The 13,570-nt window shown below is 33.9% G+C and carries 13 protein-coding genes; 9 read left to right on the top strand and 4 right to left on the bottom strand.

Features of this window, described 5'->3' with window-relative positions; translation table 11 throughout:
• The first annotated feature begins 316 nt into the window (after positions 1-316).
• From thrS to rplT, 4 genes are all read left to right on the top strand, one after another.
• A complete protein-coding gene (gene thrS / locus LBU54_RS07300; RefSeq protein ID WP_224527854.1) occupies positions 317-2,257 on the top strand; it encodes a threonine--tRNA ligase in 1,941 nt (646 codons plus the stop codon).
• A 29-nt stretch (positions 2,258-2,286) separates the two neighbouring features.
• Entirely contained in the window at positions 2,287-2,838 is a 552-nt protein-coding gene (gene infC / locus LBU54_RS07295; protein ID WP_224527858.1) for a translation initiation factor IF-3, read from the top strand.
• 65 nt (positions 2,839-2,903) lie between these two features.
• A complete protein-coding gene (gene rpmI, locus LBU54_RS07290) occupies positions 2,904-3,101 on the top strand; it encodes a 50S ribosomal protein L35 (protein WP_224527853.1) in 198 nt (65 codons plus the stop codon).
• Between the two features lie 103 nt (positions 3,102-3,204).
• The gene (rplT, locus tag LBU54_RS07285; protein ID WP_224527851.1) at positions 3,205-3,549 is read left to right on the top strand and encodes a 50S ribosomal protein L20; all 345 of its coding nucleotides are present in this window, start codon (positions 3,205-3,207) and stop codon (positions 3,547-3,549) included.
• A gap of 127 nt (positions 3,550-3,676) precedes the next feature.
• On the opposite strand, the gene LBU54_RS07280 is transcribed toward rplT, so the two are convergent.
• Positions 3,677-3,832, bottom strand: coding sequence for a hypothetical protein (locus LBU54_RS07280; RefSeq protein ID WP_224527850.1), 156 nt, complete (start codon positions 3,830-3,832; stop codon positions 3,677-3,679).
• A 108-nt stretch (positions 3,833-3,940) separates the two neighbouring features.
• Here LBU54_RS07280 and LBU54_RS07275 point away from each other — a divergent pair, with 108 nt between their 5' ends.
• The 5 genes from LBU54_RS07275 (at position 3,941) to LBU54_RS07255 (ending at position 10,565) form a co-directional block, all read left to right on the top strand.
• Positions 3,941-5,950 carry a hypothetical protein gene (locus LBU54_RS07275; RefSeq protein WP_224527846.1) on the top strand — a complete coding sequence of 670 codons (2,010 nt, stop codon included), beginning with the start codon at positions 3,941-3,943 and terminating at the stop codon, positions 5,948-5,950.
• Positions 5,947-6,675 carry a hypothetical protein gene (locus LBU54_RS07270; RefSeq protein WP_224527844.1) on the top strand — a complete coding sequence of 243 codons (729 nt, stop codon included), beginning with the start codon at positions 5,947-5,949 and terminating at the stop codon, positions 6,673-6,675. The genes LBU54_RS07275 and LBU54_RS07270 overlap by 4 nt, the downstream gene beginning before the upstream one ends.
• A gap of 9 nt (positions 6,676-6,684) precedes the next feature.
• A complete protein-coding gene (locus tag LBU54_RS07265) occupies positions 6,685-8,919 on the top strand; it encodes a caspase family protein (RefSeq protein WP_224527840.1) in 2,235 nt (744 codons plus the stop codon).
• 1 nt (position 8,920) lies between these two features.
• Positions 8,921-9,154: a PGDYG domain-containing protein gene (locus LBU54_RS07260; protein ID WP_224527837.1), complete on the top strand. Its 234-nt coding sequence runs from the start codon at positions 8,921-8,923 to the stop codon at positions 9,152-9,154.
• Between the two features lie 91 nt (positions 9,155-9,245).
• A complete protein-coding gene (locus LBU54_RS07255) occupies positions 9,246-10,565 on the top strand; it encodes a toll/interleukin-1 receptor domain-containing protein (RefSeq protein ID WP_224527834.1) in 1,320 nt (439 codons plus the stop codon).
• 36 nt (positions 10,566-10,601) lie between these two features.
• Here the strand turns inward: LBU54_RS07255 and LBU54_RS07250 are convergent, their stop codons facing one another.
• From LBU54_RS07250 to LBU54_RS07240, 3 genes are all read right to left on the bottom strand, one after another.
• On the bottom strand, positions 10,602-11,024 hold the full coding sequence (locus LBU54_RS07250; RefSeq protein ID WP_224527831.1) for a secondary thiamine-phosphate synthase enzyme YjbQ: 423 nt from the start codon (positions 11,022-11,024) through the stop codon (positions 10,602-10,604).
• Positions 11,025-11,036: 12 nt separating this feature from the next.
• The gene (locus LBU54_RS07245) at positions 11,037-12,221 is read right to left on the bottom strand and encodes an asparagine synthetase B (protein ID WP_394370853.1); all 1,185 of its coding nucleotides are present in this window, start codon (positions 12,219-12,221) and stop codon (positions 11,037-11,039) included.
• A 250-nt stretch (positions 12,222-12,471) separates the two neighbouring features.
• Complete coding sequence (locus LBU54_RS07240) at positions 12,472-13,512, bottom strand: AI-2E family transporter (protein ID WP_224527826.1); 1,041 nt, start codon at positions 13,510-13,512, stop codon at positions 12,472-12,474.
• Positions 13,513-13,570 lie beyond the last annotated feature (58 nt).

Raw genomic sequence — 13,570 nt, 5'->3', positions numbered from 1 at the left:
TCCAAATTTATTTTGAAAATATTTTCCAAAACAACCACCGGACAACTTTTCCGGGGCGCAAAGATATAAACTTATTAGACTATTTGGAGAAAAATTTCTGCTTATTTTTTAAGGATAAGAAATGACAAAACATAAATCCTTCTTAATAAGAGAAATAGTTTTACAATTTAATAAAAAAAGATCAAATAATTGATATCCTACTTCAAAAAAATAGTTGCATTTTAAAAAAACATAACATAAATAATATATATAAGCTTCACTTTTGTCTATTCTATATATAGGTATATCTTTGTAGGCTTAAAATTATATACTTCTAATGGTTAATATATCTCTTCCTGATGGATCCATAAGGACTTATGACAGTCCTGTAACACCACACGACGTTGCGGTTGATATAAGCGAGGGGTTTGCACGTAATGTTATATCAGCAAGATTTAACGAAAATATTGTTGAAACTTCTACACTATTGAAGCATGATGGCAAGCTTGTACTTTATACCTGGAGAGATGAGGAAGGCAAAAAAGCCTTTTGGCATTCTTCTGCCCATATTCTTGCTCAGGCTTTAGAAGAACTATACGATGATGTAAAACTCTGGGTGGGACCTGCCATTGAGAATGGATTTTATTATGATGTTGATTTAGGCGAAGATACAATTTCAGAAAAGGATTTTAGAACGATAGAGAATAAAATGCTTGAAATTGCAAGAGGCAAACACGCATTTAAAATGCGGGAGGTATCTAAAGCAGACGCACTGGCTTTTTATAAAGATAAAAATGAATATAAAGTAGATTTAATTGAAAATCTAGAAGACGGAACAATCAGTTTTTGTGACCATTCAACCTTTACAGATTTATGTAAAGGAGGACACATCCCAAATACTGGTATTGTTAAAGCTATCAAGATTTTGAGTGTAGCAGGGGCTTATTACAAAGGAGATGAAAATGAAAAACAGCTCACTAGAGTTTATGGTATATCTTTTCCGAAACAAAAAGAACTTAATGAATACCTGGAACTTCTTGAGGAAGCCAAAAAAAGAGATCATAGAAAACTTGGTAAAGAATTAGAATTATTTACATTCTCTCAACGAGTTGGTCAAGGCCTACCGCTTTGGTTGCCTAAAGGCGCCGCGTTGCGAGAAAGACTAGAAAATTTTTTAAAGGTCGCTCAGAAAAAAGCCGGCTATGAAATGGTAGTTACACCTCATATTGGCAATAAAGATCTTTATGTAACATCTGGTCACTTCGCCAAATATGGTGAAGATAGTTTTCAACCGATAAATACACCTGCAGAAGGCGAGGAATTCTTACTAAAACCTATGAATTGTCCTCATCATTGCGAAATTTACAACAGTAGGCCCTTTTCATATAAAGAATTACCAAAGCGTTATGCAGAATTTGGTACAGTATATAGATATGAACAAAGTGGAGAGCTACATGGTTTGACAAGGGTTAGAGGCTTTACTCAAGACGATGCGCATATTTTTTGTACTCCTGACCAATTAGATGCTGAATTTAAAGAGGTTATTGATCTTGTACTATATGTTTTTGGCTCATTGGGTTTTGAAAACTTCACAGCACAAGTTTCTTTAAGGGATCCTGAAAATCCTGAAAAATATATCGGAAGTGACGAAAACTGGGATAAGGCCGAACAGGCAATATTAAATGCAGCAAAAGACAAGGGATTGGATTATGTTGTAGAAACCGGTGAGGCTGCCTTCTATGGCCCTAAGCTGGACTTTATGGTAAAGGATGCACTTGGACGTAAGTGGCAATTAGGTACTATTCAGGTCGACTACAATTTGCCAGAAAGATTTGACCTTACCTATAAAGGTAGTGATAACGAACTTCACAGGCCTGTCATGATTCACCGTGCACCTTTTGGAAGTATGGAACGATTTATAGCTATTTTATTAGAGCACACAGGCGGAAACTTTCCTCTTTGGCTCATGCCAGAACAAGCCATTCTCTTGTCAGTGAGTGAGAAATATGAAAAATACGCTCAAAAAGTTTTAAATTTGTTAGAAAATGACGAAATTCGCGCCCTCGCTGATAACAGAAATGAAACTGTCGGTAAGAAAATTCGTGAAGCGGAAATTAATAAATATCCATTCATGATAATTGTTGGAGAACAGGAAGAGAAAGATAATACTATAACTGTTAGACAACACGGAGGGGAAGAACTTGGCACAATAAGTGTCAGTACCTTCGTGAAAATTGTAAATGAAAGAGTCTCAAATAGTTTGAAGACCTTTAAATAGAGTTTAATTAAATACTATAAGCCATAGCAATACGCAGAAACAGAAGGAGTTATAATCGACGTGAAGCCCAAGAGGATAAACATCGCATAAATTCGAAAATCAGATCTGAAGAAGTTAGAGTTGTAGGAGACAATGTTGAAGTAGGCATCTATCCTATAAAGAAAGCGCTTTCCATAGCAGACGAACAAGGTTTGGATCTAGTCGAAATTTCACCAAATGCCAACCCGCCTGTTTGTAAGGTCATGGATTATAAAAAGTTTCTTTACGAACAAAAGAAACGCGAAAAAGCGCTAAAAGCAAAAGCAACAAAAGTTGTCGTAAAGGAAATTCGTTTTGGTCCTCAGACTGACGATCATGATTACGAGTTTAAAAAGAAACATGCGATTAAGTTTTTAAAAGACGGAGCAAAATTAAAAGCATTCGTATTTTTTAAAGGCCGATCAATTGTTTTTAAGGAGCAAGGACAAATATTATTATTAAGATTGGCCCAAGATTTGGAGGAATATGGTAAGGTAGAACAAATGCCAAAATTGGAAGGTAAACGAATGATAATGTTTATAGCTCCAAAAAAGAATAAATAGAATACTGTAAAAAGCAGTATTAAGACATAAAGAAAATAAGCGAAACGTAATTAAAACGAGGAGAAATGCCTAAAATGAAAACAAAGTCGAGTGCTAAGAAACGTTTCAAACTAACTGGCACTGGAAAGATTAAAAGAAAGCACGCTTTTAAGAGTCATATATTGACAAAAAAATCTAAAAAGCGAAAGCTTGCTCTGACTCATGATACAACCGTGCATAAGTCAGACGAAGAAAATGTAAAATTAATGCTTCGATTGAAGTAATTAATTTTACTGGTTAAATTAATGTAGAACCCTGGAGTTAGGCAAAAGTATTTAGCAAGTGTTTATTTAATTAAACCGCCTACTACAAAAAAACAAGTAAAACATGCCAAGATCAGTAAATTCAGTTGCAAAAAGAGCAAGAAGAAAAAAAGTTCTTAAGCAAGCCAAAGGTTACTGGGGAAGACGTAAAAACGTTTGGACAGTAGCAAAGAATGCGGTAGATAAAGCGATGCAATATTCGTACAGAGACCGCAGAAACAAAAAAAGAACATTCCGTGCACTTTGGATTATGCGTATTAATGCAGGTGCCAGACAACATGGAATGAGCTATTCAAAGTTTATGGGGAAATTAAAGTCTAATAACATCCAATTGAATCGTAAGGTTCTTGCGGATCTAGCTATGAATCACCCGGAAGCTTTTGAAGCTATAGTAAACAAAGTTAAATAGGGCGTTAGCCTAAAATTAATAACAACATTTCGCTTAAAAAAACCGGCTCGTTTGAGCCGGTTTTTTATTTGTAGTTTCTTAATAATTTTGGTTGCTTACAATAAGGTGATTTTAATAACTATTCTTCTTATTTAGGATTAATACCTCCTCCAGGTTTGGGGTTAATTCCACCTCCATCTTTTGGGTTTATACCACCTCCATCTTTAGGGTTTATACCACCACCAGGTTTGGGATTGATTCCTCCTCCATCTTTCGGTTTGATACCATCTGTTTCTTCAGCCATTTTGCGTGTTTTTTAGGATTAATTATTTATAATATTAATAAAAATATGTTACTTTACAAAGCCATTTGCAACCCTTTATTATTAACCACCCCTTATAACCAACACTAAATGACCCTTAAAGGTTTTGTTACTGAGTGTCACAAAAAGGAAGTATTTAAGATGCTTTCTATATATATTGTCTCAAGTTGGGTTTTACTTCAAGTATTAGCACTTGTTGCCGAACCACTGGGTTTTCCAATTAAAATTGTAACCTATTTTATTTTAATATTACTTGTAGGTTTCCCCGTTTACATTTATTATATCTGGAAATTTAAATTGCTGAAATATGAAATCCAACAAACTGAGGATCCCACTACTCCTTACAACAAAAGTGCATTTCAAAAAATGTATTTTTCATCCTTATTAGTTATCAGTCTTTTAAGCGGCGTTGCAGTTACTCTAATAATTAAAAAAAACTTTAGCTCTAAAGTTCTAATGGAAGAACTAGCAGAAAACGACAAAATAGCAGTTTTAGATTTCGAAAATACAACAGGAAATGAAGAACTTAATAATATTGGTGAAATAGCTGCTAATTGGATTATTCATGGCATAACGGAAAATGATGCTGGTCAAGCTATTTCCTCTAAACTAGTTAATGACTACAAAAGAATGATTAAATCAGATATTGGTAGTGAAAGTCTAAATAGCTTGCTCATCAAATACTTAAAGCCTAGTAAAGTTATTGAAGGTGCTTTTTACATGGAGAAAGACGAATTGCTCTTGCAAGGTTCAATTAAAAATGGATTAATGGATGAAACGCTGATGTCATTTGAGACCGTAATCTGTGATCCTAATGAACCCTTAGATTGTGCCGAACAATTAAAACAACAAATATTAGGCTATCTTTCAACCGAAGACAGAAAAGACGACTCAGGCTATATAGCAGAAGATAATAAGGTGCGATCTTATTATGAAGAGAAGCCACCTAGTTTTAAAGCTTATCAGTATTTACTTGAGGCATTAGAAAAGCCAGAGGACACAAGGTATCACCTAGATTTATTGAACAAAGCTATTGAGTTAGACCCGAATTTTTTTGAACCCAAGATTCACATGATGTCCTACTACTATAATGAAGGTGAATTTGCTAAAACAGATTCCATTATTAAAACTACAATCAATAATTCAAGACTCAATACAAGACAAAAGAATTGGATTTCATTCTATGAATCTATTATTAATGGAAAAAATGACAAAGCATACCGTGCAATATTGAAAGAGTATAATGTTGCTGCACTAGATGTGCCAACAAATCAAACCACAATGACCATAGCATTACAATATATGAATAGACCTGAGGATATTCAAGAAATTTATGATGCAATCCCTATGGATGATTTAGATCTGGAAAATTGTCAAAGATGTGGTTTTAGATACTACCTCAAAGCACTCGCTGATATTGAACTAGGAAATTATGAAGCTGTTTTAACGACTCTGTCTCCTGTTATTAAATTGGTTGAGGGTAATTATTTAAAGCGACCACTAATAATGGCATTCATCAAATCGGATCAACTCGACAACCTAGATAATTATCTCTCTGAATACGCTTTGTCTGCAACTGATGAGGATATAAATTATCTTTACCATTTTACAGGTCTTCAACTTATTAATTCCAGCAACATAAAAAAAGCCAATGAGTATTTCAACAAAATAATCTCAAGGAATAATCAAGAATCACAAAATGAATATTTAGCAAATGCCTATTATTATCTGGAAGATTTCAAAAATGCCTCCATGGTGTATAACAGGTTAAATTCAAATAATGATAATAACTCGGAGTATCTAGTTCACTTAGCGATTTCTCAATTCAAAAATAGTAATCGCGTAACCGCAAAAAAAACTATTGAAAGATTAGAAAATTTAAGATCTGACTATCAATTTGGTGAAATTGATTATCGGTTGGCACAGTTTTACGCGAGTACTGACAGACTTAATAAGGCTTTAAAATTTATACTAAAATCAATCGTCCAAGGATATAATTTTACACCAACTACTTATCACAATGATCCCCATTTTAAAAATCTAAAAAATAATTTAACGTTTAAGGAGCACTTAGACTATTGGAAAAATAAAACTTTATGATAAATATTAGGCAAGCAACAGATTCTTTAAATGTAAATGCACTGACAAAAAAAACTGAGGCCTTGGCAAAACGTGTTGGAGCTATTGAGCAGGAGCAAAGCCTTTGGGATAACATAATTAGAACTTTAGATATTATAATTTGGCCTCTAGCCGTGATTGTTATGTTATATATATTTAAAAAACAAATATCAAGTATTATTGACAGATTTGAGTCTGCTGATATCTCTTCAACTGGTTTGGCGTTTAAACTTCAGCAATCAACCGAATTAATTGGTGTTGGTAGTTCTGACATTTTACCGAAGGATGGTGGCGGTATTAATCCAAAAGACGGTGGCGGCATTAACCCAAAAGACGGAGGTGGAATTAATCCAAAAGACGGTGGCGGCATTAGTCCAAAAAGTGATTCTGGCATTAATCCAAAATCTACTGAAAGCAGTAGCCTAAGAGCAAGTATCGCAGAATCACCTTATCAAATGCTAATTGAATTAGAAGATGCTATAGCATATAAACTAAACAATAAGGCAAGTAAAAATGGATTAAATATTCAAGGCAAATCAAATTATTCTATGGTTAATAGTCTTTATTCCAATAATATTATAGACAGCTATACGGCAAAGAAATTAAGAGCAGTAATTGAATTGAATACTATGGGACTAAATACACCCGAAACTACCCATGAACAGGTAACTCAAATGAAAAGGCTTTTCAATAACATCAACTTTTAATTATACAGTATGAATCAAATTGATAATGCATACGCTATAATCATTGGTGTAGATTTTAAGCAAAAAACAGAAAGTGTAATTAAAGATGCCCAAAATATTTATGATGTTTTATCGGATAAAGAACTTTGTGGCTACAAAAAGGAAAACATAACACTATTATTAAATAGTGATGCTACTTATCAGAATATTATTGATGCATTTGATAGCCTGATTGCAAAAATGGACGAAAATTCCTCTTTCCTGCTATATTATTCGGGTCATGGTGGCTATGCCAAGGAATACGATATCTCTTATTTATGTCCTTATGATAAAACAGCAGATATTTATTTAAGTGGCAAAGAACTGAGAGAAAAACTCAGTAAAATAAAATCCAAAAAGCTATTTATTTTATTTGATTGCTGTCATTCGGGTTCATTTTTTGAAGGTAAAGACGAAGTTATTTCTGATACCATTGCAAACAACACTAAACAATTAATATCTCATCAAAATTCAACGCTTGAAGGATTAGCACAAGAGATTGATGACGAGAGAGGTATGGTAATAGTAGCTTCATCCCAAGCTGCAGAAGAATCATGGGGAGATGAAAACACAAGTGTTTTTACGCAATGTTTAATTGAAAGCTTTAAAGCAAAAAACAAACACTTCTTTGCTGATGAATTTGTAAGAACTGTAGAGACAGTAAATCATGTATTTGAACGGACACCTATTTTAATAGATAAATTAAAAAAGAGAAGTGATAAAGTAAAAGATCAAACACCATATGCTAATCTTCAGATGTCTGATGACTTTATTATATGTTACATACCAAAAGAATTAAGGTCTAAAATTGTTACAGACAGATTCAAGTTAAAAAAGTCAGATACTGAACCAGTATTGTCTAAGAGTGATACAGAAATTTCCTGGGAACGTGATGAAGGTAATAACTTATTGCTTTTTATTCACGGATTCTCCGGAGAATCAGGAGATTCATTTGGACTAATGCCTAATCTATTGCAGGCAGATCCCAATTTTAAAGGATGGGCCATGAAACCTCTTGGTTATAAGTCGATTGCTCAACCAAAATTGGGTAAAGATATTTGGGGTGCAGTCCTCGATGTAGATAAGATAGCCGGAAATCTAAGAACCTCTATTAAATTTAAGTTTAAGAATTATGATCGTATTGCAATAGTAGCACACAGCTTAGGTGGTATTGTTGCGCAAAAAGCAATTTTAGGACTTGAATCAGAAGATAGAAATAGGATATCACACCTCATTATGTTTGGCACGCCAAGCAATGGTATAGCTCCTGAAGTCTTAGAAAAACAATGGAACAAAAAATATAGCGAACTAAGTAGCACAGGTAATTTCATCACAACACTTAGAGCCAACTGGGACGATACTTTCAAGGGCAGTTATCCGTTTAAGTTAAAGGTTGCAGCATCTGCAGAAGACGAATATGTATCAGTAGAATCTTGTCACAAACCATTCGATCAAAAGAATTGTGAGTTTGTTGATGGCAAACACCTCATGATGGTTAAGCCGAAAGATGAAAAAGATGACGCTTACTCTTTAGTTGTCAGTACATTAACTGGCAGTAAATTCTTTAATCAATTTACAGTTAAAGAAGAGATTAATCTGACTCTAGGAAAGTACGATGCTGTTGTAAATGATTTACTTCCAATAAAAGAAGACCTAGATAAGAGGGGATTAACACAACTAATTTTTGCATTAGAAGGATTAGAACGTACGGAAGAAGTATATGATCTCTTAAACACACATCCATTGGCAAAAAGCAATACGGATTTAATGGGAATTATCGGAGGGCGACACAAACGCGATTATTTAAAGACCTATTCATTTAAATCTAGTCAAGCCTCAAGAGATTATTATAGCAAGGCCTTAGAAATATCAGTTGAAAATGAGGCGCATTCACAAATCTATTATCATGCCATAAACTTGGCATTCTTAAGTATTGTAACTGATCCAGAAACAGGTAGAGGACAAATGAAAAAATATGCCAGCCAAGCATTAGAATCTGCTGAAAAATGTGATGACAACCTTTGGAAATTCGCAACAGTTGCTGAAGCTAATATGTACCTAAGTAATTTTGATAAAGCTAAGGAGTACTATATCAAGGCATCAGATAACATTCCTATTAGAGAAAAATTGTCAATGCATACCAATGCCTATGCTGGTTATGTAGCCTTAACAGGTAGAGAAAATGATGAGTTTACACAATTTTTAAAAGCGCAATTGCTCAGTTAAAATGCTGAAATTTAAGCAACATAATATACCTGATTTAGAGTTTCAAAGCGCAATAAAGAAACCTATACCTATAAGATGCATTCAAATAAACGAATCTTTTGAAGTGGAAACTTTAGAGGGCATCATGAGGGGTAAAAGAGGCGATTGGTTAATGATTGGTGTTAATGGAGAAATGTACCCTTGTGACAAAGGTATCTTTGAAAAAACCTATGATTTAACTGATGGGACAGAGTAATTGACAACAATAGCAATTGTTAGTTTTTTTAATTAAAAATTTAAATTCATAAATTAACCAAGTAATTAACCAACCAAAATCCATTAAAAACGTGTCTAAAGAAACCATTTTTATTAGTTATTCTCGTGATAATACTGACTTTGTAATGAATTTAGCTAAGACGCTCCGTAATGCGGGTGCAGATATATGGCTAGATCAATTAGATATCAAAGTTGGAGAGAACTGGGATATCGCAGTGCAAAATGCAATGCAAGAATCAGAAAACTTCATGATCATACTTTCCAAATCATCTGTAAATTCCAATAATGTTATGGATGAAGTAGGTTATGCCTTAAGTGCAAATAAAAAAGTTGTACCTGTCTTGATGGAAGAATGTGAAATCCCTTTCAGATTACAGCGACGTCAATTTGCAGATTTTACTGGAGATAAAGAAAAAGGAATGAAAGGACTGGTTACAGCTCTTGGTCTAGAATATAAGGTGGCCAAAAATCTGGTAGCTGATACTCCAGAAAATAAGGGAGCAGACCCTAAAAGAGAAACTCCTAAGCCAGATGAAAAGCCCAATGAAAAACCAAAAGACACAAAACCAAGTCCTGCACCTCAACCACAACCAAGCAAACCCAAAAATAAATCGCCTTACATTATTATAGGAATTATTGCAGTATTAGCAATTGTTGCGTTTTTGATGAAGGATACATTATTTATAGATAAAGATTTACAAGCTTGGGAAGCTGCACAGGCAAAAGATACTGAAGAAGAGTATAATTTCTATTTAAGAACAAACGAATCAGGAAAATATATTTTAGCGGCCAAAGACAGTATACTTTCCAAGCAAAAACAGAGAGAAATTCTTGCAGATAATACTGAATGGAATGCTGCTATAGAGAAAGACACGGAAGATGCTTATAATGCATATATTAAACACTACCCAAGAGGAATTCATGTTGTTGAAGCAAATAATAAAATTCAAGCATTAAAAAATAGACAAGCCCTAATTGATGAGGACGATAACGCTTGGAATGCCGCAAAAGATGATGGCAGTGTTCATGTTTTAGCTTCATATTTAACAAATGCTGGCTTAAAAGTGCATGCACATAAAACAGATGCTATCAATGCCATAAAAAATACTTCAAATGAAGGTTGGTTATATTACGGTAGAAAAAATGGGGATAAGGCAAATAATGATGTCTTTGATTTAGTTTGGAGGGATAACGAAACTGTAGAAAAAGATATGATGCCAGTTGCTGGTGACGTACTTATAGTAAACAAACCATATATGACTTATAGAAGCGTTGGTAGCACAGAAGCTCAAGGAAGAACTGGCAAACCTGTTAAAACAGGTAAAAAAGTATTACTTACTGAAGTTACGGAAAGAGGTAGTGCGATATTCGTTAAAGTTATACATGACTAATTTTTTAGTCTTATTACCATAGGGCTTAAACCTTTTTTATTCACCAATAATCGTTGCCGTGAGTTGCCTTGACCCACCATGGTTCCTGTGCTCACCTAAATAGATGCCTTGCCATGTGCCAAGGTTTAATCTTCCGTTGGTAATAGGAATTTGAACTGAATGACCAAACATGGAAGCCTTTATATGAGCAGGCATATCGTCAGGCCCTTCATAATTATGCTTGTAATATGGCATATTTTCTGGCACCATATTATTTATATGAGACTCAAAATCTTCTCTTACAGTAGAGTCTGCATTTTCATTTATTGTTAAGCTAGCTGAAGTGTGCTTTATAAACAAATGAAGTATGCCTGTTTTAACTTGTTGAATCCCTTCAAGATGAAGCAATATTTCTGATGTGATAAGATGAAATCCTCTTTGCTTTGGCGACAGTTGTATTTCTTTTTGAAAAGTATTCAAACTAAATCAAAATTAAGTTTTTTGCTTTTTCTTCTTCGCAGCAGGGAACAAAACGTTATTTAAAATAAGCCTATAACCTGGCGAAGTTGGGTGAAGGTCTAATTCCGTTTTTGGGTCTCCTACCCTATGTGTATAATCTTCAGGATCATGACCACCATAAAATGTAAAAAACCCTTTCCCTTTTATACCATGTATATACTTGGCTTCTCCGTTTGTTCTATTTTCACCCATCACCAAAACATTAGACTTAATTTGATCTCTAGTAAATGAGGTTGTCTGACCCATAAAACCTTTCACTAATGCAGTATGATTCTGTGTGAGCATTGTTGGTATTGGATCCCATTTAGCCGAATATTCCATTAATGAGAAATAGTCTGTCTTAAAGGGAATTTGTCGCTTCCTTGTCATATCTATTGAAGAGAACTCATAGACATTTGGACTTCGCTCTAGTATAAAATCTTTAAATGCAAACGTTTTGGAATAATCAATTTTATTTTGATAGCCAGGATCGCTCCCGTCACCATCAAACATTGGTTCACATATATCCACATTTTCAGCACTTAAAGCAATATCAAAACTATCAGTTGCGGAACACATCGCAAACATAAATCCACCACCAACAACATAATCCCTAATTTTTAATGCAACAGCTAGTTTAGCATCAGACACTTTTGAGAATCCAAGTTTTGTCGCCAATTCTTCGGCAGACTTCTTCTCTTCAATGTACCAGGCAGCAGATCTGTAGGTTCTGTAAAATTTGCCATATTGACCGGTGAAATCTTCATGATGCAAGTGCAACCAATCATACAGTAGCAATTCATCATTTAAAACTTCTTCATCGTAAATGGTTTCATATGGAATTTCGGCATAGGTTAATACCATCGTGACTGCATCATCCCAAGGTTGTTTGCCATATGGTGTATACACAGCTATTTTTGGCGCTTTTTCCAAAACTACAGTTTCTTGATTTACAGCAGGACTGCTAATCTCGTCCAATATTTGAGAAGCTTCTACATCTGATAATACTTCAAAAGAAACCCCTCTTATCTGACACTCTCTTCTAATAATATCTGCATCTGGCAACAAAAACGATCCGCCTCTATAATTTAGCAACCAATTGACTTTTAATTCCCTTTCCAGAGTCCAATAAGTTACACCATATGCCTTCAAATGATTTTCCTGAGATTCGGCATCCATTGGTATTAGTATATAAGATGCCCATGCTTTATGGCTAAAGCACACCACAAAAAACAATATTAGGAGGTTTTTTAGGTTCATAGATCTGTAACGAAAGATACTTAAATTTTAGTCTTTAGAGCTAAAATTATATTTCTTTTAAGACCTCTAGTTTTTGTTTAATCAACTTCTAAGGATGTGTTTTACTTAAATTTAAGAAGTGATTCTAAGCAAAGCGAATCTTTAAATCAAAATTTACACGCTTGGTCAATTAATACTTTTGAAGTTGTGTTTCATCTCCAGATAAAAGACTGGCAATTACTTTAGTACTATCAAACTGTTCGAGAATAATTTTTATAAAAACCGTAATTGGTATGGCCATTATTAAGCCTGGAATTCCCCATAAAAATCCCCATAGCATAAGCATTACCAATACCGCTATTATATTGATTGAAAACGATTTGCCCATAAAAATTGGTTCTAATATTGCACCGAAAATTACTTGAACCATAGTAATTGAAATGATAAAGAAAAACAAAGTGCTTGTTGGGTCCAATTCTACAAATGCGAAAATGGACAGGAAGATTACTGAAATAAAAGACCCTACCATTTGCACAAAATTAATGGCAAAGGCAAACAAGCCCCAGAAAATAGGGAAGCTAACATCAAAAAATACACACATTAAACCAGTGAACAACCCGGTTAAAGCACTTACCAAAAATTTGACCTTTATAAACTTGATAAGGTCTTTTTCAATTTTCATAAATGCTTTTATTGAAGTATGCCTTTGTTTTAATATTGTGTTATTCAAAAGCTTGTGGACATTTATAGATTCTGCCAGCCAAAGAACTACAAAGAATGCAGTCATCAAAATTGTGGTAAAAAATTTTCTAAGAAACCCTATAGTTGAACCAATGTTTTCTTTTTGAAAAAACTGTGAAATAAGGTTTTGGTCCTGTTCAAATTCAATACCATAATTATTAAAAAGATATAACCTAAGATCTGCTAATTTTGCTTCTGCCTTTGGGAAAAAGTCTGATTTGGTTGCAAGAATTTCTTTACTTGAAAGCTGTACTAATTCTGCACCCAATTTTAAACCACCAGTAACGAGTAATAGTACAATTATTATACTTATAAATTTAGGAACATTACGTCTTCCCAACCATCGCATTAATGGTAAAAACAGTAATGCAATAAACATTGAGAATATTAGTGGTATAAATATGAAAGAAAGTATCTTTAGGAGATAAAATATAAGCGGTATCGCTATGGTTAACAACAAAATGTTTGTTGTTCGTCTCTGATTTAGCATGAGGCAATTTCTAGGTAAACTTTTTTGGATTGCAAAGATAGACTAAAATGAGTTTAAT

The organism is Winogradskyella alexanderae, from assembly GCF_020166335.1.
GTDB lineage: Bacteria > Bacteroidota > Bacteroidia > Flavobacteriales > Flavobacteriaceae > Winogradskyella > Winogradskyella alexanderae.
The sequence above is the reverse complement of the archived record's forward strand: the minus strand, read 5'-3'. Positions and strand labels throughout refer to the sequence as shown.

What these genes read in the sequence shown, in the direction of transcription:
- LBU54_RS07240 (WP_224527826.1), bottom strand. Translation starts at nt 13,512, where the DNA reads ATGCTAAATCAGAGACGAACAACAAACATTTTGTTGTTAACCATAGCG.
- LBU54_RS07270 (WP_224527844.1), top strand. Translation starts at nt 5,947, where the DNA reads ATGATAAATATTAGGCAAGCAACAGATTCTTTAAATGTAAATGCACTG.
- rplT (WP_224527851.1), top strand. Translation starts at nt 3,205, where the DNA reads ATGCCAAGATCAGTAAATTCAGTTGCAAAAAGAGCAAGAAGAAAAAAA.
- LBU54_RS07260 (WP_224527837.1), top strand. Translation starts at nt 8,921, where the DNA reads ATGCTGAAATTTAAGCAACATAATATACCTGATTTAGAGTTTCAAAGC.
- thrS (WP_224527854.1), top strand. Translation starts at nt 317, where the DNA reads ATGGTTAATATATCTCTTCCTGATGGATCCATAAGGACTTATGACAGT.
- LBU54_RS07275 (WP_224527846.1), top strand. Translation starts at nt 3,941, where the DNA reads ATGACCCTTAAAGGTTTTGTTACTGAGTGTCACAAAAAGGAAGTATTT.
- rpmI (WP_224527853.1), top strand. Translation starts at nt 2,904, where the DNA reads ATGCCTAAAATGAAAACAAAGTCGAGTGCTAAGAAACGTTTCAAACTA.
- LBU54_RS07245 (WP_394370853.1), bottom strand. Translation starts at nt 12,221, where the DNA reads ATGGATGCCGAATCTCAGGAAAATCATTTGAAGGCATATGGTGTAACT.
- LBU54_RS07265 (WP_224527840.1), top strand. Translation starts at nt 6,685, where the DNA reads ATGAATCAAATTGATAATGCATACGCTATAATCATTGGTGTAGATTTT.
- LBU54_RS07280 (WP_224527850.1), bottom strand. Translation starts at nt 3,832, where the DNA reads ATGGCTGAAGAAACAGATGGTATCAAACCGAAAGATGGAGGAGGAATC.